This is a genomic window from Mesorhizobium sp. C416B, assembly GCF_030323165.1.
In the GTDB taxonomy this organism is placed as follows: Bacteria; Pseudomonadota; Alphaproteobacteria; order Rhizobiales; family Rhizobiaceae; genus Mesorhizobium.
This window is the reverse complement of record NZ_CP100471.1, coordinates 1,883,183-1,902,450: the sequence shown is the minus strand read 5'-3', so window position 1 is coordinate 1,902,450 and position 19,268 is coordinate 1,883,183. Positions and strand designations below refer to the sequence as shown.

Annotated in this window: 21 protein-coding genes; 8 read left to right on the top strand and 13 right to left on the bottom strand. The window is 61.9% G+C overall.

Annotation, left to right across the window (positions count from 1 at the left end; all coding sequences use genetic code 11):
• Positions 1 to 321 precede the first annotated feature (321 nt).
• The 3 genes from NLY43_RS09515 (at position 322) to NLY43_RS09505 (ending at position 3,088) form a co-directional block, all read left to right on the top strand.
• Positions 322 to 558, top strand: a complete 237-nt coding sequence (locus NLY43_RS09515; protein ID WP_023709998.1) for a toll/interleukin-1 receptor domain-containing protein — start codon at positions 322 to 324, stop codon at positions 556 to 558.
• Positions 558 to 1,088: a S1 family serine peptidase gene (locus tag NLY43_RS09510; protein ID WP_023709997.1), complete on the top strand. Its 531-nt coding sequence runs from the start codon at positions 558 to 560 to the stop codon at positions 1,086 to 1,088. The genes NLY43_RS09515 and NLY43_RS09510 overlap by 1 nt, the downstream gene beginning before the upstream one ends.
• Before the next feature lie 398 nt (positions 1,089 to 1,486).
• On the top strand, positions 1,487 to 3,088 hold the full coding sequence (locus NLY43_RS09505) for a S1 family peptidase (protein ID WP_023709996.1): 1,602 nt from the start codon (positions 1,487 to 1,489) through the stop codon (positions 3,086 to 3,088).
• Positions 3,089 to 3,256: 168 nt separating this feature from the next.
• Here NLY43_RS09505 and NLY43_RS09500 read toward each other — a convergent pair whose 3' ends face one another.
• Positions 3,257 to 4,165, bottom strand: coding sequence for a dihydrodipicolinate synthase family protein (locus NLY43_RS09500; RefSeq protein ID WP_023709995.1), 909 nt, complete (start codon positions 4,163 to 4,165; stop codon positions 3,257 to 3,259).
• A gap of 281 nt (positions 4,166 to 4,446) precedes the next feature.
• On the opposite strand from NLY43_RS09500, the gene NLY43_RS09495 reads away from it, so the two are divergent.
• A complete protein-coding gene (locus NLY43_RS09495) occupies positions 4,447 to 5,379 on the top strand; it encodes a LysR family transcriptional regulator (protein ID WP_023709994.1) in 933 nt (310 codons plus the stop codon).
• Here the strand turns inward: NLY43_RS09495 and NLY43_RS09490 are convergent.
• The 3 genes from NLY43_RS09490 to NLY43_RS09480 form a co-directional block, all read right to left on the bottom strand.
• Positions 5,330 to 6,061, bottom strand: a complete 732-nt coding sequence (locus tag NLY43_RS09490) for an SDR family oxidoreductase (RefSeq protein ID WP_023709993.1) — start codon at positions 6,059 to 6,061, stop codon at positions 5,330 to 5,332. The two genes, NLY43_RS09495 and NLY43_RS09490, sit on opposite strands and share 50 nt — an antisense overlap.
• A 166-nt stretch (positions 6,062 to 6,227) precedes the next feature.
• Positions 6,228 to 6,836 (bottom strand): NAD(P)-dependent oxidoreductase, encoded by a 609-nt coding sequence (locus NLY43_RS09485; RefSeq protein WP_023692222.1) that lies wholly within the window; start codon positions 6,834 to 6,836, stop codon positions 6,228 to 6,230.
• Positions 6,837 to 6,888: 52 nt separating this feature from the next.
• Positions 6,889 to 7,527 (bottom strand): DsbA family protein, encoded by a 639-nt coding sequence (locus tag NLY43_RS09480; protein WP_023686986.1) that lies wholly within the window; start codon positions 7,525 to 7,527, stop codon positions 6,889 to 6,891.
• A 102-nt stretch (positions 7,528 to 7,629) separates the two neighbouring features.
• On the opposite strand from NLY43_RS09480, the gene NLY43_RS09475 reads away from it, so the two are divergent.
• The 3 genes from NLY43_RS09475 to frp all read left to right on the top strand — a co-directional run bounded on the left by NLY43_RS09475 (position 7,630) and on the right by frp (position 9,324).
• Positions 7,630 to 8,541, top strand: coding sequence for a LysR family transcriptional regulator (locus tag NLY43_RS09475; protein ID WP_023709992.1), 912 nt, complete (start codon positions 7,630 to 7,632; stop codon positions 8,539 to 8,541).
• Positions 8,542 to 8,637: 96 nt separating this feature from the next.
• Positions 8,638 to 8,913: a hypothetical protein gene (locus tag NLY43_RS09470; RefSeq protein WP_023709991.1), complete on the top strand. Its 276-nt coding sequence runs from the start codon at positions 8,638 to 8,640 to the stop codon at positions 8,911 to 8,913.
• Between the two features lie 75 nt (positions 8,914 to 8,988).
• The gene (gene frp, locus NLY43_RS09465) at positions 8,989 to 9,324 is read left to right on the top strand and encodes a fluorescence recovery protein (protein WP_023709990.1); all 336 of its coding nucleotides are present in this window, start codon (positions 8,989 to 8,991) and stop codon (positions 9,322 to 9,324) included.
• 77 nt (positions 9,325 to 9,401) lie between these two features.
• On the opposite strand, the gene NLY43_RS09460 is transcribed toward frp, so the two are convergent.
• The 9 genes from NLY43_RS09460 to NLY43_RS09420 all read right to left on the bottom strand — a co-directional run bounded on the left by NLY43_RS09460 (position 9,402) and on the right by NLY43_RS09420 (position 18,256).
• Positions 9,402 to 10,430 (bottom strand): ROK family protein, encoded by a 1,029-nt coding sequence (locus NLY43_RS09460; RefSeq protein ID WP_023709989.1) that lies wholly within the window; start codon positions 10,428 to 10,430, stop codon positions 9,402 to 9,404.
• Positions 10,430 to 11,155: a ribulose-phosphate 3-epimerase gene (locus NLY43_RS09455; RefSeq protein WP_023723313.1), complete on the bottom strand. Its 726-nt coding sequence runs from the start codon at positions 11,153 to 11,155 to the stop codon at positions 10,430 to 10,432. The genes NLY43_RS09460 and NLY43_RS09455 overlap by 1 nt, the downstream gene beginning before the upstream one ends.
• A gap of 4 nt (positions 11,156 to 11,159) precedes the next feature.
• A complete protein-coding gene (locus tag NLY43_RS09450; RefSeq protein WP_023709987.1) occupies positions 11,160 to 11,981 on the bottom strand; it encodes a sugar phosphate isomerase/epimerase family protein in 822 nt (273 codons plus the stop codon).
• A gap of 39 nt (positions 11,982 to 12,020) precedes the next feature.
• Entirely contained in the window at positions 12,021 to 12,863 is an 843-nt protein-coding gene (locus NLY43_RS09445; protein WP_023686993.1) for a carbohydrate ABC transporter permease, read from the bottom strand.
• A gap of 4 nt (positions 12,864 to 12,867) precedes the next feature.
• On the bottom strand, positions 12,868 to 13,764 hold the full coding sequence (locus NLY43_RS09440; protein ID WP_023682645.1) for a carbohydrate ABC transporter permease: 897 nt from the start codon (positions 13,762 to 13,764) through the stop codon (positions 12,868 to 12,870).
• 139 nt (positions 13,765 to 13,903) lie between these two features.
• Positions 13,904 to 15,151, bottom strand: a complete 1,248-nt coding sequence (locus NLY43_RS09435; RefSeq protein WP_023709986.1) for an ABC transporter substrate-binding protein — start codon at positions 15,149 to 15,151, stop codon at positions 13,904 to 13,906.
• A 115-nt stretch (positions 15,152 to 15,266) separates the two neighbouring features.
• Entirely contained in the window at positions 15,267 to 16,412 is a 1,146-nt protein-coding gene (locus tag NLY43_RS09430; protein ID WP_023686996.1) for an ABC transporter ATP-binding protein, read from the bottom strand.
• 89 nt (positions 16,413 to 16,501) lie between these two features.
• Positions 16,502 to 17,452 carry a PfkB family carbohydrate kinase gene (locus NLY43_RS09425; protein ID WP_023709985.1) on the bottom strand — a complete coding sequence of 317 codons (951 nt, stop codon included), beginning with the start codon at positions 17,450 to 17,452 and terminating at the stop codon, positions 16,502 to 16,504.
• Positions 17,453 to 17,455: 3 nt separating this feature from the next.
• Positions 17,456 to 18,256, bottom strand: a complete 801-nt coding sequence (locus NLY43_RS09420) for a beta/alpha barrel domain-containing protein (RefSeq protein WP_023709984.1) — start codon at positions 18,254 to 18,256, stop codon at positions 17,456 to 17,458.
• Positions 18,257 to 18,419: 163 nt separating this feature from the next.
• On the opposite strand from NLY43_RS09420, the gene NLY43_RS09415 reads away from it, so the two are divergent.
• Entirely contained in the window at positions 18,420 to 19,181 is a 762-nt protein-coding gene (locus tag NLY43_RS09415) for a DeoR/GlpR family DNA-binding transcription regulator (protein WP_023709983.1), read from the top strand.
• Positions 19,182 to 19,268 lie beyond the last annotated feature (87 nt).

Below are 19,268 nucleotides of genomic sequence, written 5' to 3'. Positions count from 1 at the left end.
CCCAGACGAATGAAAACAGACTCAGTTTCAGATACCGCGATGGTACGCCTCGATTTTGACCGTTCAAGGGCCAATGGCGGTATCGCACTGTGCCTGAAATGAAAGTGAATACTCGGCATCGGCCCAGCTGGATTTGCCTGTGGGGTAGTCATGCCTTCACCAGGCTGATCGCACGTTTGGCTGCTCCATGCTCTACTCGCGACTCTCAGGTGGTTGATAGCAGTCCTTCAATTTTCCCCGATCTCTTCGCTATTTCTTCTTCGTATACTTTCCCCGCATGACGATGTGTGTCAGTATTTATTGTCGCTGGGGGGCGATAACGTGTCACGCATTTTCATCAGCCATTCGAGCCGCAACAATGCCGAGGCGCGTGCCATACGCGACTGGCTGATTTCCAATGGCTGGGACGACTATTTCCTCGATCTGGACCCGGAGCGCGGCATTGTCGCCGGCCAGCTCTGGGAGCGCGCACTGCACGAGGCGGCCAATCGCTGCCAGGCGGTGCTGTTCCTGGTCAGCGCGGCATGGTTGGATCTGAATGGTGCGAGAAGGAGTTGATGCTCGCCCACAAGCTCGACAAGCCGATGTTCGGCGTCATTATCGATGACAAGGTGTCGATCGCCTCGCTGCCGCCCAAGCTGAAGGATTTTTGGCAGGCCAATGAGAATTGGTATAAAATTGCCTCCGACCGATCTCGGTCGGTAGTAATCCGGCGCGCCAACGGAGGTGTTCGGGAGGTTGGAACGGGTTTTATAATGAAAGGCTCCGATGTCATTGAGGGCTATGGTTCGGGGATTGTTATTGTAACGTGCGCTCACGTTGTTAAGGGGGTTGAATTAGTTGATGTATACTTTCCAAGCGTAGATGAAGGTAACGATGTAAAAATCGGAAGTATAGTTTTTCAGTCTCCGGCAAGTGATCTAGATATATCAATTTTACCTATAGAGCATGGCTTGCTGTTTGGAGCCGTAGCCATAGATGATGTAACGCCAGACAGAGAAGCTTCAGTTTCATTCGCGCCGGCAATGGACACTGATGGAAATTCGTCAAAAACGTCTCTGGCCATGGTCGGATATTGTGGGTGTTGAGCCTTCCATCGGATTCCAGCTTTCCATTATGCAGCCGCTTGAAAGTACTGCGATAGAAAGGAAATTGGAAGTCGACTTTCATCACTATAGGTAGCCGACTTTGGTACACCTATGCTTCGGGCCCTGGCGCAAGTGGATCTCCCGTATGTAGCGACTACCCACCAGAATGGAGGCAAGGATATGGTCCATGACATACCCCTCACTTAACCCGGGACGATTTCTCCGGAAGCCGTGTTGCCGCGAACCAGCTGCGAGCAAGCGCAGTGCCGGCAGGAGACGTACTGCGCTGCTTCAGATCGAGGGATATCTCGCAGCCCCTATGATTTCATTGCGGCTGACGGGCCGGCGGCGGACCGAATGACACAGGCAAGAGAGCCGTAGGGACGGGGAACAAGACAATGGACGACTACAAGGAACTCATCGAACAGGCAATTTCGGCCAATCGCAGGTATGATCTGAGGGAACTGCGAGAACTCTGCGAGCGGCTGGGGATGGCCCTGCCGGAGCCTTCGGACAGCGCGGGGGCGCTTGGCGCGGCGCTGATGAAAGAACTTCGGCGCAACCGCAGGTACGACCAGATACAGATGCTGGGTGAGACCTTCATCAAGGCCGGTTACTGCACGCCGCGTATCTGGACCATCTATGCGCAAGCCCTGGTCGACCGCGGCAATCAGGTGGCCGCAATCGGCATTCTGGGAAATCTTGCTTTGGAGGCCTCGGCCGAGGAGTTCGCCAAGGAAGCGTCGGAGATTCATGGCATACGCGGGAGGGCATGGAAGGACATTGCCTATGAGGCGATAGGACAAAAGCGCCTCGATGTAGCAAAGAGAGCATTAAAGAGCTCCTACGAGTGCTACTCGAAAGGATTGGAAACCAATCCCGACGATGTCGGAATGCTGGCATGGCACGGGACGCAGATCGTTGCCGTGGCACACCTCGCTGAAAGCCACGAGCTGCGCCATGATTTCGGCTCGAAGACCGAGCTTGCCAAAGATATTCTGAAACGCATGGCAGCTGACTATCGCGGCGACGGCAACGATGACCCGTGGATCCCCACAGCGGCAGGCGAGATGTGCGTAGCGCTTCAGGACTATGCAGGGGCGCGTGATTGGTATCAAAAGGCGATCGGGTCCGAGCGCACCGACAATTTTACCCTTGCCAGCGCGCATCGGCAGCTTTCGCAAATATGGCGCATTGGCGAGATCGAGGAAGGCGCCATAATCGGAGGCCTCGTTCTGGACGCTCTCGTGGAGATGGGGGGAGGCTTCCATTTGACGAAAGGCAATGCCGACCAGCTTCAGGCCCTGATCGGCACAACGCCCCCGGTCTCACTCGTGGCGCTACGATTTGCGATGAAGTCGGCTGAATCGATCGCGATGATTCGTTCCGGCTTTGCCCCCCTTGGCACGGGCTTCCTCGTCTCCGCGGCCGACATTGGGCTCGACCCCGCAATCGGGCAGGTCGTGATAACCAACGCTCACGTGGTCAGCGATCCATCGCAGAGCGGGGCCGCATTGCCGGGAGATGTTCAGGTCACGTTCCAGCTTCAGCCCGGCAACAAGGTTTACACGGTGGCGAAGATTGTGAAGTGTCTTTCCGTAGGAACTCACGATTGCAGCGTGTTGAAGCTCAACAAAGACGTATCCGACATCGATCCTTTGGAAGTGGTGGATTTGCCGTTGGTGATGCCGCCCGATCCAACCGCGGTCGTTATTGGACATCCGATGGGGCAGGAAATTTCTTTTTCGTTCCTCGACGGCCGGCTTGTGGCGTTCGAGCCTCTGGCGGAAGCAAAGCCGCAGCGCATGCACTATCGATCGCCGACCGACAATGGCAGCTCAGGCAGCCCGGTGTTCAATCGCAATTGGAAAGTCGTGGGCATCCATCACAAATATGTCGAGAACGCATCGCCGCTAGACGGCAAGGCGGGGGTTTATTCTGCCAATGAAGGCATCTCCATGGGATCGATCTGCCGGGCTTTCAAAGCTGGCCTGGGATAAGCGATCCGGTTGTCATGCCGTTGCGCGAATCCTGCCTCGGTTTGTGTAGAACAAAGCGGCTCCATTGTGAGGAGACAATCCGGGCTTCACTCGGCACGTTACTTCACGAAATCGGGACGGACGTTGGCTGTCGTGGCGCTCGGTGGCGGTTCGACGCTGTGCTGAGCCTCAGTTGCGGCCAATATTATCGGCTGCGGGACCGAGCGCCGTGAGCAGCGCCTTGCCGCTTTCCAGCGTTGCATTCTGGTGCGGGGCGCGCAGGTTCAGCCAGCGTTTGTCGCCGGAGCGCACCGCCAGCACGGCCTTCATTGCCGGGATCAGGCCTGCATCCTGGATCACCTTGCGGAACGCCCTGATCGCGGCGTCCGCTTCCGTGACGTCTTGGCCAGCGATCGTCGCGTCGTAGAGGTCGCGGATGGCCGCAGCGTTGAGATTGACGGTCGCGGAGATACAGCCCGCACCACCACTGGCGAGCCCCTTGGTCAGTTGCGCCTCCGAGCTGGGGAACACCGCGACGTCGGGTGCGGCGGCAATCACCGCCGCCGTGTTGTTCCAGTCGCCGGCGCTATCCTTGTAGGCGACGACCGTCTCTGGAAACGCCGCGCTCAACCGGGCGGTCAGGGCAGGGCTTACCGGCACGCCGGAGTTCTGCGGGATGTGGTAGAGGATCATCTTCAGCGCCGGGTTGGCCACCCTTTCGATCAGCTCGCTGTAGTAGCGCGCCTGGCCATCGTCCCCGGCGGCCGTGTAGAAGAACGATGGCAGCACCATCACGGCGGCGCAGCCGAGGCCGACCGCGTGCTTCGACAGTTCGACGGTTTCGGGGAGTGCGGTGACGCCGGTGCCGGGCATCATGCGCGCCGGCGAAATGCCGGCCTCGATCAGCCATTCCAGCGCCTGCATGCGCTCATTGAGCGAGAGCGACAGTGCCTCGCCCGTGGTGCCGAACGGCGACAGGAAATGCGCGCCCTGGCCCAGCGCCCATTTGGCGTGTGAGATCCAAAGGTCACGGGCAATGCGGCCATCGTTCTCGAACGGCGTCAGGATCGGGGCGATGGTTCCTTGCGGGCGGGGCATGTCGGTCCTTCCATCGGTGCTGGAAATCAGCTTGGCATAGAGCATACGTACGATGCGATCTGCCAGAGGCGATCTCTTGGGCCACCGCGCCGGCCGTGGGAAAACTTGCGGGTCATTGCCGCGAAATTCTGGCCCTTCGGTCTGCCGCAACCAGATGACGCCGGCGTCAATGGGTTGCAAATGGACCGGGGTTGCAAATGGACCGGGGTTGCAAATGGAACAGGGTTGCAAATGGACCAGCCAAGCCCGAAATGTCGAACAGAGACAGATCCGGAAACGGCATGCACCCACGATTGCTCAAGACCTTCCTCGCCGTGGCGCGGCACCGCAACATCACCCGCGCAGCGCGGGAGGTTCATCTGGCGCAGTCGAGCGTCAGCGACCAGATCCAGTCGCTGGAAAGCGAACTTGGTGTCGTCCTCTTCATCCGCTCGCGCCACGGCCTCGACCTGACAACGGCCGGCGACGCGCTGAAACCCTATGCGGAAGAGATTCTGCAACTGGCGGAGGAGGCGCGTATTGCCGTCGAGTCAACGACGGGAATGACCGCCGGAACGGTTACGGTCGGCGCGCTGGAGACGATTGCGACCGTCAGACTTCCGCAATGGCTGGCGGCCTTTCGAGGCGACCACCCGGAGATCGGTCTGCGGCTGAAAATCGCCGGCAGCGATGCCCTGCTGCGGCAGCTCGAAGAGAGCGAGGTCGACGTCGCCTTCTGTTTCGACAAGGGCGGTCTGGACGAACGTCTGGCCCGGCGCACGATATCGGCCGAGCCGCTGGTCCTTGTCGCATCAGCTGAGCATGCGGCCGCATCGCGACAGAACGACCTAACCGCGCTCGCCGCGATGAGTTTCGTGGTGACGGAAACCGGATGCGTCTACCGGCATCTGTTCGACACTGCCTTTGCCGAGATTGCAGCGCCAGAACTTGCCGCCGAAGTCGGCAGCATCGGCGCCATTGGGGGCCTGGTGGCGACTGGTGTCGGCGTGAGCCTGGTGCCGCGGCTGGCCGTTGCCGACGCGCTCGATCGCGGCGAGATCGTCGAATTGCCATGGCCGGGTCCGGCCCGCACGGCGTCGCTGGTCATGATCTGGCGCCGCCGGCGCGTCCAGCCGCCGGCGCTGAAACTGCTGCTGGCGGCCGCGGCCAGGAATTTCGCTGCGCTCAGATCAGCCGGTGACCGCCCTCGACATGCAGAACCGTCCCTGTCGTAAAACCGTTGCCCATCAGAAAGGCGATGGCATCGGCAATGTCGTCCGGCTGTCCGACGCGGCCGACCGGCAGGCGCCTGGCCATTGCATCGAGCGTCTCGTGCTTCTTGTCGCCGGCCACAAAACTCCAGATCGGCGTGTCGACCCAGCCCGGCGAGACGGCGTTGACACGGACCGGCGCCAGCTCGACCGCCAGCGCCCGCACCAACCCTTCCAGCGCAGCGTTGACGGCGGCAACGACCGAGCCGCGCGCCGCCGGCCGGTAGGCGGCAATGCCTGAGGTGAAGGTGATGGAGCCGTTGGCCGAAAGCTGCGGCGCGCCATGCTTGGCGAGCAGCAGCGGCCCGTAGAATTTGCTTTCGACGACCCGCTGCGCCGCCTTCAGGTCGACTGAAGGCAATAGCTCATAGGCGCCTTCGATGTCGGCGGCGGTGCTGACGATATGGTCGAGCCGGCCAATTCGCTTGAACAGGTCAGCGACCTGATCCTCCCTGGCGATATCGGCCGCGACGGCGCTCAAAGCGGAAGGGTTCTGCAGCGCCTCGCCGGCACGCTTGAGCCTGGCTTCACTGCGGCCGACGATGATGACTTCGGCGCCTGAGACCAGGCACCGCCTTGCCAACGCCAGCCCCATTCCGGAGCTGCCGCCAACGATAATGATTTTCGATTTTGCGATGTCTGCCATGTTTCCGTTCCTGTCCTGAACCGCTCCGGGCGAGAGTTCGCAGACCGGCGGCAGGAGTGGAAACGGAAGAAAGCGATAGTGCCATCGGAGGCTCCGATGGCACTATCGTCGATAGGAACCGGCGCCGGCCACTCCGTCGAGTGGCCCGCCTGTCAATGAAGTGCGCTCAGTAGCCGACGGTAAAGCGCTGCTTGATATGCGCCGGCTTTTCGATCTCGTCGGCCATGACGATGGCATAGTCCTCGAAGGAAATGCTGCTGCCTTTGTCTGACGTCAGCAGCGTGTCCTTGCCGATGCGGTATTTGCCGGTGCGCTCGCCGGCGACGAACAGCGCCGAAGGCGACAGCAAGGTCCAGTCGAGATCGTCGACCGTCCGCAGCGTGTCGAGGAAGTCGGCGCCCTTCTGCGCCTCGGCCTTGTAGATATCAGGGAAGGTCGGCGTGTCGACCAGGCGCTTGCCGGGCGCAACCTCAAGGCTGCCGGCGCCGCCGACGACGAGGTAGCGTTTGACGCCGGAAGCACGCACGGCTGCGATAAGCGTATCGGGATCGCTGTCGAGGAAATGAACCGAGGAGATCACCGCGTCATGCCCCTTGATCAGGGCGGCAAGGCCATCCTTGTCGAAGACGTCGCCCTTCTTGGCAGTCACGCCCGGAAGTGCCGCGATCTTGTCTGGATGCCGGGCAATGGCGGTGACGCTGTGACCGCGATCGGAGAGTTCCTTAAGCAGGCGCGAGCCGACCTGGCCGGACGCGCCGATAAGTGCGATTTTCATGGGGATTTTCCTTTCGTCTGGGGAGAATTTCGTCTGGGGAGAATTTCTGGGCCTACGCCGCCTCGATGTGAGCGACGAGATTGTCGTAGCTGCCGAACAGCGCGTTGGCGCCGATCAGGCGCGGCGCCGTTTGGCCGATCACCGCGAGCGCGGGAACGCCATTGACATGCAGCCGCTGGAACAACATCCGCCCGCGGCTGACCAGGTCGTCATGCTTCGCCAGAAACGGCTGCGTCGGCGCTTTCAAAAGCTTTGCCGCGTCGCTCATGCCGGCGTCGGTCAGTACCGCGGCGACGCCGTCAACCGTCACAATATCGCGGCCGTCGACATAGCGGGCATGCTGGATCGCCTTCAGTGCCGCAAGTTCCTGGCGCCAGTCGTCCAGCCCGGCGGCGTTGATGCCCATGGTGGCAGCGGAAGAATCGAGCAAGGTGCCGCTGACATTGAGCACATTGTCGAGATAGGCCTGGCTGAAGCGCTGTCCGCTCAGCCGCGCGATGCGCTGGTCATTGTCCCAGGCGTGGGCGGCAAAACCAGCATCCAGCGGCCGCGCGCCGGCACCGGAGAAAAGCCCCACCGGCAACAGTTGGAGCGCGGTCCCGCCGGCGGCCAGTCGATCCAGCATCGGCGTGGCGCCATAGCACCAACCGCAGAGCGGGTCGAAAAGATAGGTTAGGGTTGCATTGGTCATGGCGGCCTCATTCTGTTGCCCGATAGATGACAGCTGGACCGGTTGCGAAAAATAGCGATCAATCATACAATCTGTCTGATCAAATCATACAATGAGCTGCCTGTGACCGAACTCCTCAATCTCAACCGGCTCGTCTACTTCGCCACCGTGGTGGAGACCGGCTCGTTCACGGCCGCTGCCGAACGTCTCGATGTTGCCAAGGCTGTGGTCAGCCATCAGGTCGGCAAGCTCGAAGAAGAGCTCGGTGCAACGCTGCTGCGGCGCACGACGCGGCGCGTGACGGCGACCGAAGAGGGTCGTCTGTTCTATGACCGGACCGCGATCATCCTGCGCGAGGCGGAGGCAGCCTATGGCGACATTTCGCAGCGCGCGGCGCAACCGACGGGGACGCTGCGGCTGACGGCGCCGCTCGACTATGGCGAGAAGGTCGTGGCGCCGACCATCGCCGCCTATCTCAGAAAATACCCGAAAATGCGGGTCGAGACGATCTTCGACGATGCGGTCAGCAACCTGGTCGACGAGCAGATCGATCTTGGCATCCGCGTCGGCTGGCTTGCCGATTCCAGCAATCTGGCGCGGCGGCTGGGCAGCCTGCAGCAATTCGTCGTCGCCAGCCCGGAACTGGCCGCCAGGCTGCCTGGGGAAGCCAGCCCCAGGCGGGCGAAGTCGCTGCCCTGGGTCGGCAACGCCCAGTTGCGCGGGGTGGGCCAATGGCTGTTCTCGAGGGGCACGGAAACGGTGCTGGCCGAACTCAACCCTGTCGTCAGTTGCGACAAGACACCGGGCGTTCTGTCCTGCGTGCTGGCCGGCATCGGCCTCGGCATCTTTCCGGACTACAGTGTCGCCGACGACATTGCGCGGGGACGGCTGGTGCGGGTGTTCGCGGATTGGACCTTGCCGTCCGGGGGCATCCACGCCGTCTTCCCGCCGGCGCGCTTCAGGCCGGCCAAGGTGCGCGCCTTCGTCGACTTGCTGGTTGCGGCGGAAAGGCGGCGGGCGCGCAGTGCGGGCTGATTTCGGCACCGGCCGGCAATGCCGGCGAGGGAACCTTTGTTCGGCAGGCGCTTTTGGATATGCTGCGATTCCGAACCGTCAGAAGGGGTACTGCCGATGACCACCAAGATCTTTGCGACCTGCATGCTCGCTCTCGCTGTCGGCTGCAGCCTGTCCACAGTGGGTGTCGCCAAGGACAAGCATCGCCATCGTCAGCCAGAACCCGAACGCTACGTCCCCGCCCATCGCGACCTCATCTACGCCCTGTTCGGCGGCCCGCGCTACTATGACAAAATGCTGATCACCACGGCGGCCGGCCCGTGCTCTTACGACCGGGTCGGGCCGGACGCGAATGCGCTGAACAAGGTCAACGATCACCATTGCGGAAAGTAGATTGGTCCCAAAGGCGGGGTCCTGCGTCCCAGGGTTACCGGATGACGGCCGCCGCGAACACGATAGAGACAGTCGATGACCGCTGGTGAGAAATGGTCTCCGTCCGAAAAGAAAGTCGCCCGCACTGCCTATGACGCAGCGCTGAAGGTGGCGCTCGACAAGACGTTGGCTGAACTCAAGAGCAGGGCCCACGTTGCGGCAACGCCTTCCAAAATATGGGATGTCGAAGACTTTCTGCGGCAGCAGCGACGGAAGATCGACCAGATGTTCGACTATCGCTATTCACAGCTAATACAGGTCTTCGCCAATCTCATCCGGCAAGGCTATCTCGAGGAGAATCTCCTTGTTGGCTTGTCGGAAGACAAGCGGCAAACGATCCGAAAATACGCCAGCTGGAATCGCGAAGGGTAGGGGTCCTCTTCGGGGACCTTGGCGCTGCATTCAAACTGGACCATTCACCATCTTCGCGCGCGCCGCGCAGCTCGAGTTCAGCCATGGCGTGCCTCCGTGGCATCGGCGGTCGCGCCTCTGTCCTTGTCGTCCTGCGCCATCGCCAGCGGCGCACCCGGTTCGCCTTCCCAGAGGATCAGGCTGGCGGCGCCGATCAGCCCGGCGCGGTCGCCGAGTTCAGCCTGCACGATCGGCACGTCGCGATAGGCCGGCATCGCCCGCTGCTGGATGACCGCTCTGATCGACGGTGCCAGAAGGTCGAACCCGTTGGAAAGGCCGCCACCCATGACAATCAGATCGGGCGAATAGATATGCAAGAGATTGGTGAAGCCGATGCCCAGCCATTGTGCTTCCGCCTCGATCAGGTCGAGAGCGTTGGCGTCGCCGGCCTTGGCAGCCTCTACGACATGCCTGGCCGAGACGTCGCCGTCATTTGACAGCCGTCGTAAGAGCGAGCCGTCGCCGGGCGCGGTCAATCGCGTCGCGCGGCGGCCAAGCGCGGTTCCCGATGCGACAGCCTCGAAGCAGCCGATGGCGCCGCAGAAGCAGCGGTCGCCTTCGCCGGTGATGGTCATGTGGCCGATCTCAGCCGCCAGTCCGCGCCTGCCGTGATAGATGTGGCCATCGGCGACGACGCCGCCGCCAATGCCGGTCGATACGGTCACGAACACCAGCGATCCGCTGCCGCGTCCGGCGCCAAAACGCCATTCGCCGAGCGCCGCCGCATTGGCGTCGTTTTCCAGCCGCACCGGCAGCCCGAAATGCTGCCCCAGAATGTCGATCAGCGGCACGTCGTGCCAGCCGGCCAGCGTCGGCGGCGCGATCACGATCCCCGCCTTGGGGTCGAGCGGTCCCGGTGCTCCGACGCCGATGCCGGCGACCTTTGCCTGCGGGTGTTCCCCAAGCAGCGTGCCTGCCAGAGCGACGATCTGGCCGATCACCGCCTCCGATCCCGCACCGGCAAGCGTCGGCGCTGAAGCATGAGCGACGATGCGGCCATCGCTTTCGACCAGCGCACCGCGCAGCGCCGTGCCGCCGAGATCGAAGGCGAGCGCGATCTTGTTCATCAGGGGGCGACCTCCAGCCCGTGCAGCCAGGCCATGCGCCGGGCAAGGTCGGGATCGCCGAAGGCCAGCGAGCCCAGCACCACGGTCTCCGCACCTGCGGCGCGCAGTAAGGGCACGGTCTCGTGGCGGATGCCGCCATCGGCGGCGAGCACGATGTCGGCCTCGCGGCCGGCTTTGCGCATCAGCGCGCGCGCCTCGATCAGGCGCGGATACGCCTGCTCCGACAGGCTCTGGCCCTTGACGCCGATGGAAGTGCCGAGCAGCGTCACGAACGCCACCTCCGGCAGGAAGGGCGTGACGGCCGCGACCGGTGTTTCCAGCCGCAGCACCACGCCGGCCTCGGCCCCGAGTTCACGCGCCAGTTTCACGGCGCGCAGACCGGTCTCGCCGTTTTCGGCGTGCACGCTGATCAGGTCGGCGCCGGCCTCGATGAACTGGCGCGTCTGTTCCTCGACGATCTCGGCTTCGACCATCAAATGGACATGGATAGGCTTTGCGGTGAGCTTGGCGATGTGCGCCACCAGGTCCGGGAAGAACAGGAAGCCAGGGGTGAAGCGGGCATCGGCGACGTCGATATGATGGACATCGGCATGGGTCTCGATGCGCTTCAAATCGTGCTCCATATTGGCGAGGTCGGCCGACCACAGCGAAAACTCGCCGATAAGCCGGTTGCGCGGCAGAGCGGCAATTGCGGCGGGGCCGGACAGGGGCTTGTTCGTCGTCATCGTCTCAGGCTCCGTAGCCGCGCATTGTCTGGCGGTTGATTTTGACGGCGCCGGCAGGGTCGGCGGCGGCCGTTTCGGACTCTTCCTCCAGCACCAGCCAGCCGTTGAAATTGGGTGCAGCACCAGCGATCTCGATCACCTTCGCCGTGTCACAGACGCCCTTGCCGAGCATCGCCCAGGTTCCATTCGCGTCGACATCCTTCAGATGCACATAGCGGATGCGGTCGCGATAAGTGGTGAGCGTATCCGCCATGTCCTGGCCACCGCGCAAGATGTGGCCGGTGTCGGGCACCCAGCCCACCATCGAGGCGTCGAGCAGCCCGAAGATGCGGTCGTAGTCGGCGCGGTCGAACAGCAGCGTATTGTGATGCGAGCTTGGATGCACCGCGACCTGGACGCCGGCCTCGCGCCCGAGCTCGCCGGCTTTGTTGTAGACCTCGGCGGCGATGGCAAACTTGCCGTCGCGCGGCCCGTCGGAAACGATCGTGGCCGAGCCCATCGACACCAGCGCGCCGGGAAAGGCGGCGGCGAAGTCGATCCAGCGTTTGGCGGTCTCGAGGTCGGCGCCGATCTCATCCCTGAGCGTGAAACCGCTCTTCGAGCCGAAGGCGAAGGAGACGAGCGTCAGTCCGGATGATTTCAGCGCGGCCGCGAACTCCGCCGGCTTTTCGGCATAGCGGCCGATCATCGTGTCGGTGATCTCGATGCCGGCATAGCCGCCATCGGCGATCGCCTTGAGCAGATCGTCCGGGCCGCCGGCGAAGCGGTCCCCGAGCATTTCCCAGGTAAAGGTCTGGCAGCCGACTTTCAGGTCTTTCACGGTCATCCTTTCATTCCTTGATTCCACCTCCGTTCGAGGGATACCCTACTTGACCGAGCCCGCGGTCATGCCGGCGAGGAAGAACCTCTGGGCAACCAGGTAGATGACCAGCAGTGGCAGCGAGCCGAGCACGCTCATCGCCATCATCTGGTTCCATTCGAAGGCGTGTTGTCCCATCAACAGCTGGATGCCGATCGGGACGGTGCGCATGGACGTCGACTTCGTTAGCGTCAGCGCAAAGAGAAATTCGTTCCAGCACAACAGGAAGGTGTAGACCGACGTCGCCACGATACCAGGCAGTGAAATCGGGACGATCACCCGCCACAGTGCGGTCCAACTGGTGCCGCCGTCGACAGCCACCGCTTCATCGAGGTCGCGGGGCAAGGTGTTCAGATATCCCGTCATCAGCAGGATCGCATAGGGCAGCGTAAACACCAGATAGGTCAGGATCAGCGCGACATAGGTGTCGAAGATGCCATACGAGACGACAAGCCCGAAGAACGGGATCAAAAGCGTGATCGGCGGGATCGTCTGCGTGCTGATGATGAGCGTGTTGAGGCTGCCCTTGCCGCGAAAATTGAAACGGCTGAACCCATAGGCCGCCAGCAAGGCGATCAGCACCGTCAGCACGGTCACCGCTCCGGCCACGAAGTAGCTGTTGAAGAAGAAGCGCAGCTTTACCGGATCACCAAGGATGGCCGCATACGCTTCCAGCGTGAAGGCCTTCGGCAGGACGGTTGGTGGCAGGGCGAAGATTTCGGTATTCGACTTGAACGAGCTGCTCAGCATCCAGTAGATCGGGAAGGCCGCGAAAAAGAGCCCTGCGGCAAGCGCGACATGGAGCGCGGCGGTGATCAGCCTGTCTTTGGGCGTGTGCATTTTCCTCATGTGACTACCGAGCCTTTTGATAGCGGATGTAGAACAGCGTCAGGCCGAGAGAGATCAGCAGGATGACCACGGCGCTCGCCGAGGCCTGCGACAGGTTGTAGCTCGAAAACGCCAGCTTGTATGTGTAGGTGCTGAGGACCTCGGTCGAGTAGATCGGACCGCCACCCGTCGTTATCCAGATCAATGGAAAGACCTGCATGGTCCAGATGAAGTCGAGCAGCGAGATGCTGATGATGATCGGCATCAGCTGCGGAATGGTGATGAAGATCAACTTCTGGTAGGCCTTCGCGCCGTCGATATCGGCGGCCTCGTAGAAATCCTTGGGAATGCCCTGCAAGCCTGCGAGCAGGCTGACCATGAAAAGCGGGTAGCCCGCCCAGATATTGGCGAAGGTGACGGCGTGCAGCGCGGTCGCGGGCGAGGAAAACCACTCGACCTTGGAACCGATGATGCCCATCTGCATGAGAACACTGTTCACGACACCATTCGGCTCAAGCAGAAGGCGCCAGATCACCGCGATAATTACCGCGGTGAACAGCCAGGGCAGTATGTACAGCACGCGCAGAATGTTGCGCAGCGTCGGATTGATGCGGTCGCTGTTCAGCATGAGTGCGAAGAGCATGCCGATGGTCATATGGAAGACGACACTCATGCAGGTGAAGTAGAGCGTGTGCCACAGCGAGGCCCAGAACACCGGATCGGCAAAGATCGCCTGGTAGTGTTTCAGTCCGGCAAAGGACGGGTCGCGACGCAGCACCGCGCTGTTCTGGAACGAATAGCCAATCACCGTCACCATCGGCAGCAGCATCAGAAGGCCGATTATGAGGAGCGATGGTGACAGATAGAGATAGGGTGCGACCGCTCGTTTCAGTCGATGGTGGGAGCGCTTCTGCCCGGTCATGTGCGACCCCTGGGATGTGCCTTCAGGAGGAAGGTGCGCTTCAAAAACAGGTCCATCTCAAATTGCGATCCGTTGTTGACGGGTGGCCTGGCCGAGGCCGGGCCACCCGGTGGAAGATAGCAAACGGGCAATGGGCCGCTCAGAATTTCGCCATCCAGCCCTTTTGAGCGTTGGTAGCGGCTTGTTCCGGAGACTGCTCGCCGGCAAGCATCTTCTGAGCCTCCACGTCGAACTGGGTCATCAGGTCTTCAGCCACCGGCAGGCCCGTGAACTCGTTGGCGAGATAGCCGGTCTTGAAGATTTCGAAAGCCTTGGCGAAAGCCTTGTCCGAGGTCACGAAATCGGGCTTGGCGTTGACGTTCCCCGGGAAGGCGTTTGCAAGCGACACGAGCTTGGCATTCACCTTTTCACTCATCAGATATTGGACGAGCTTCCAGGCTTCATCCTGATGTTTCGAGGCGGCAGAGATGCCGATGCCCCAGGAGGCATAGGGAAGGCCGCGCTTGCCGTTGTAGTCCGCCACGACTGGGACCGGGATGAGGTCGAAGTTCAGCTTGGGATTGCGTTTGCGGATGAGATTCACATGCGCGAGCGAGTCGATCATCATTCCGACCCGATCGTTGACGAATTCCTCGACCTTTTCCTGCTCGGTCTTGGTGGCAATGCCGGGCGAGATGACGCCGGCGTCGTTCAGCGATTTGACGAAGGTGAGCATATCGACGACCGGCTTGCCCTCGAGAGCCGGCTTGCCTTCAACCATCATCGATTGACCCGAGGCCCAGACCCACGACATCAGGTCGTTCTGGACACCGGACGGCGTTTGCAGCGACAGCGGCAGCACCCAGCCATACTGGTTCTTGTCGGCATGGGTCATCTTCTTGGCGGCTTCGAGAAACTCCGCGCGGGTCGACGGCAGCTTGGTGACGCCTGCCTGGGCGGCGAGGTCCAGATTGACGAAGACCGGATAGACGAACGAAGCCACGGGAAACATCACCGCCTTGCCGTCCACCTTGATGATATCCGCGACCTGGGTCTTGTCGAACCCGCTCGCATCCATCATCGGGTTCATGTCGGCTAGCGCACCCTGCGCGTTCAGATTGTTCACCCAGGCGCCGTCGAGACCGACGACGTCGCTGAGCGTTCCGGTTGCGGCGCCGACCGAGATCTGGTCTCGCGTGGTCGCATAGGGACCGCTGACCAGCGTCACCTTGATGCCGGGGTTTGCAGCCTCGAAGTCGTTCATGATTGCCCTGAGCGATCCCGCCGGCAATTCGGGCTCCCACCATTGGGTGAATTCCAGCGTCGTGTCCGCCATGGCGCCGGTTGCACCAAGCAACCATGCGGCCGCGGCTATTTTCAGCATCTCGGGTCGTATCCGAAACATCATTTTCTCCTCCTTCTTCAAGATCGGCCGCACAATGCGGACGATCGTCTGTTCATTCAGAAGCCTTCTTGTATCTTCCGCAGGCACCTCGCTCCCGCCCGCGGTCTTCCGCAGATCTTCAGATCGCCAGATGCGTTTCGGGATCGAAGAAATGGAACTTGGCATCATCCACGGCCAACCGGATTTCCGAGCCGGAGCGGACGGCGCTGATCGGCTCGAACCTCGCCACCGCGTTCGACGCCAGGCCGAAATCATCCACCGCATCCGGATCGCCGGAGTCCACCCGGACCGCGTCGATGTTCATGTGGACGATCTGTTCGGAGCCGAGTTCCTCGATCGAGGTCACCCTGGCCGGTATCGTCTGATACTTGCGACCGGATTCAAGGCTGCTGTCATAAAGATCCTCCGGTCTGATCCCGAACACGACCTTGCGCCCCGCATACGACCTCAAGGCCGGCCTGCGCACGAAGGCTGCATCCTGCAGCCGGACGGCGAAGTCGCGAAAAGCGAGCTCGCCGCCCTTCAGGGTCGCCTCGAAAAGGTTCATCGAAGGAGAGCCGATGAAGCCGGCAACGAAGGCGTTAACCGGCGATTCATAGAGCCTCTTGGGTGTGTCGACCTGCTGCAGCACACCGCCTTTCAACACCGCGACTCTGTCGCCCATCGTCATCGCTTCGATCTGATCGTGGGTCACGTAAATGGTCGTGACGCCGAGCTGCTTTTGCAGGCTGGTGATTTCGGCGCGCATTTGCACACGCAGTTTCGCATCCAGATTGGAAAGCGGCTCGTCCATGAGAAAGGCGGCCGGCTCGCGCACCATGGCGCGGCCCATGGCAACCCGTTGACGCTGCCCGCCTGACAGGTTCGCGGGTTTGCTGTCCAGCAAAGACGTCAGCTGAAGAGTTTTGGCGATCTCGTCCACGCGCTTCTTGCGCTCGGCCTTCGGCTTGCCTGCCAGCCGCATCGAAAAGGCGATGTTTTCGGATACCGTCATATGCGGGTAGAGCGCGTAGCTCTGGAACACCATCGCGATGTCGCGGTCCTTGGGCGGCATGTCGACGACGTCGACCCCGCCGATCCGAAGGCTGCCGCTGGTGATGTCTTCCAACCCCGCGATCATTCGCAACGCCGTGGATTTGCCGCAGCCGGAAGGCCCGACGAGGATCAAGAACTCGCCGTCCTTGACCGACAGGTTCAACTGGTCGATTGCGCGAAAACTGTTCCCGTAGGTTTTGCAGATCTTCTCAAGAATGACTTCTGCCATATTCCTCCCTCCACAAGTATAAGCCCTGATTTTTATGATTCTCCTGGGCTTGTGTTCGCCTGCGAAATGTTTCGTCGGATAGTTTCAGGTCATGCTCCAGCATCCACATGCGCATTTTTCAGGTCGACTGCTGACGGCGCGTTCGCCGATGCCAGGAGTTGCGTGACCTGGTCCTCGGTCGGAAGCGCCTCGCGCCCGCCACGCCCCGTTATCGAAACGGCCGCCGCCGCGGCCGCGAATGCGATCCGGCCCGCGGTGTCGGCTCCGCGCGTCAACGCATGGGCATAGGCGCCATGAAAGCAGTCACCCGCGCCTGTGGAGTCGACGACCGCAACCCGGTGCGGGGGCAGGTGCCAGAGACCTGTCTCTTCACGGCCGCGATAGTACACACCCCTGCCTCCATCGGTCAGAACCACGGCGGATCGCGATGGCAACCACAAGGCATCGAGCATCTCGGCAGGCGATCGGCGCCCCGTGGCAGTCTGCGCAAAGCTAAGTGGAAGAATGAGATGGTCGCAGAGCGCGATCAGCCGCTCCGTGGCGGGGCCGCTGCTCCATTCGATATCGCCGAGGATCGCAAGGCCGAGATCGCGAGCCCGAGCCACGACATCCAGCGACCCGGTCGCATAGCTATCTACGATCAGGACGGTTGCGCGGCTGAGGATATCGTCCGGAAAGTCCGGAGCGGTGCCCAGCATCGCATCGTCGTCATACGCGATGAACCTTTCCCCGTCCGAGCCGACGGTGATCCGCGAGTGCACCGGGCGCGCGTCGGGATGGCGCGGCGCGAATGCGGTTTCAATACCGCTCGCCACGAGATCGAGCTGCACCGCGTTGTCCGAGGCACTGGCCAGCCATCCGACGAACCCGGCGGTTCCGCCGAGCCGCGCGACGGCGGCCAGCGCCGTCGCGACATTTCCCCCGAAGGCGCGGGTACTTTGCAGAACCTTACCCTTGCCCGCCGACAATGGCTGATCGACGTAGACGATGTCGTCGATCGCAATAGCGCCGAAGCCGAGGATCGAGGGGATGGTGGGCATCGTTCAGGCACCCGCCTTCGCCAGGGCGTCTTGCGCCGAAAGGCCGTCATGGATGACGCCGCGAAAGGCAAGCGCTGCCTTCTCCGGATCGCCGTGCCCCCAGAGATTGCGGCCGACCACGGCGCCGCGCGCGCCGGCACGGATGGCATCCGCCGTCTGCTGAAGCGCGCCGAGCAGCGTATCGGTCTTTGGACCGCCCGCGATGACAACCGGCACCGGGCAGGTCCGGACGGTCTCCCGGAACGACTCGAAATCGCCGGTGTAGCCGATTTTGATCACGTCGACGCCGGACTCGTAACCGATGCGAGCCGCATAGGCGATCTCGTCGGGGGTGAAGACGATCTTTGCTCCGTCGGTGAAATCGCGAGGGTAGATATGCGCCACCACAGGCATGCCGTAGCGGGCTGCTGCATTTACCGAATCGGTCAGCCAGCGTATGTATTTGCCCTCCGTCGCGCCGCGAACCGGAATGGCCACGGCCAACGCATCGGCCCCCGCGCGCACCGCGTCCTCGGGCGTTGCGATCAGCTCGCTAATGCGATCGTCCGCAGTGAAGCAGCCCGCCTGAATCACCAGGGAAGCTTTGCCCGCATATTGCGGCCACAGATGGCGCGCGCTGCCAGGCTGGATGCTGACGTAATCGGGTTTGCCCGCCATGACGCGTGCGAGCGCACCCGGCAGGTCGGCAAGGCCGCCTTTGCGCACGTCGCCATAGCCGACGAAGTGGTCGACCGCGCCGCCAAAAAGGTTCCCCGATGGATGCGAGAAGAGGCGCGCGAGGCGCACCTTGGTTCCTAGGCTCATGAGTCCAAAATTCCCTGATCGGTTGATTTAAAAAAGCTCGATCCAGTGTTTCCGAAATAAAAAGGAAAAACAATCTTTCGAAAGCTTTCGAATCTGCATATTTCTCGGTAAGGTGAGCCAAGGCCAGGGCGATTGCCTGGCGCGGGAAGGCAAGGGCAGGGCAATGTTGTCGGAGCAGAGACGCCAATCGATCCTGGGCGAGGTGCAACGCAGCGGACAGGTTCGCATCAAGGACCTGTCGGACGGGTTTGGCGTGTCGGAGGTCACGGTGCGCTCCGACCTCGAAATACTGGACCGCAAGGGACTGCTGACCAAGACCCGTGGAGGAGCGGTGACCCGGACCACCGATTCGACGACGGCCGCGTTCGCCCGCCGGATGCAAACGAACCTCGACGCAAAGAAGCGCATCGCCCGGGCGGCGCTCGACCTGTTCGAGGACAACCAGTCAGTCATCTTCGACGGCGGCTCGACCTTGATGCAGCTTGCCATGCAGTTACCGCCGCTCAGCAATGTCGTGGTCGCGGCCACGGCCATGAACATCGTGCAGCATCTTATGCATCGTCCCGGGCTCGACGTTCATATGATCGGCGGCCGGGTCTATCCCGACACGGTGAGCACGCTGATCACCGATGCCGATACGGCTCTCGGCGGCCTGGTAGCGCATCAGGTCTTTGTTGGGGCGCATGCGATAGACTCGTCACTGGATGTGGTCGACGTGAACGAAGACATGGCGCGAACGAAGCGAAACCTCGTTCGCATGGCCCGGCGCGTTGTCCTGCTCGCCGATTCGAGCAAATGGGGCGTCAGCGGGACGTCCAAGGCATTTTCGCTGTCGGCCGTCGACGTGGTGATCACCGACGATGGCCTTCCCGGTCCAATACGCAGCGATCTTGATAGGATCGGGGCCAAGGTGATCTATGCCTGAACCCATCCCGGTCTCTGATGCGCGACGGAAAGCGCGCATGACCCACAGGCTTCGCAGCGGCCGTCGGCCGTTTTTCATGCCGGTCAT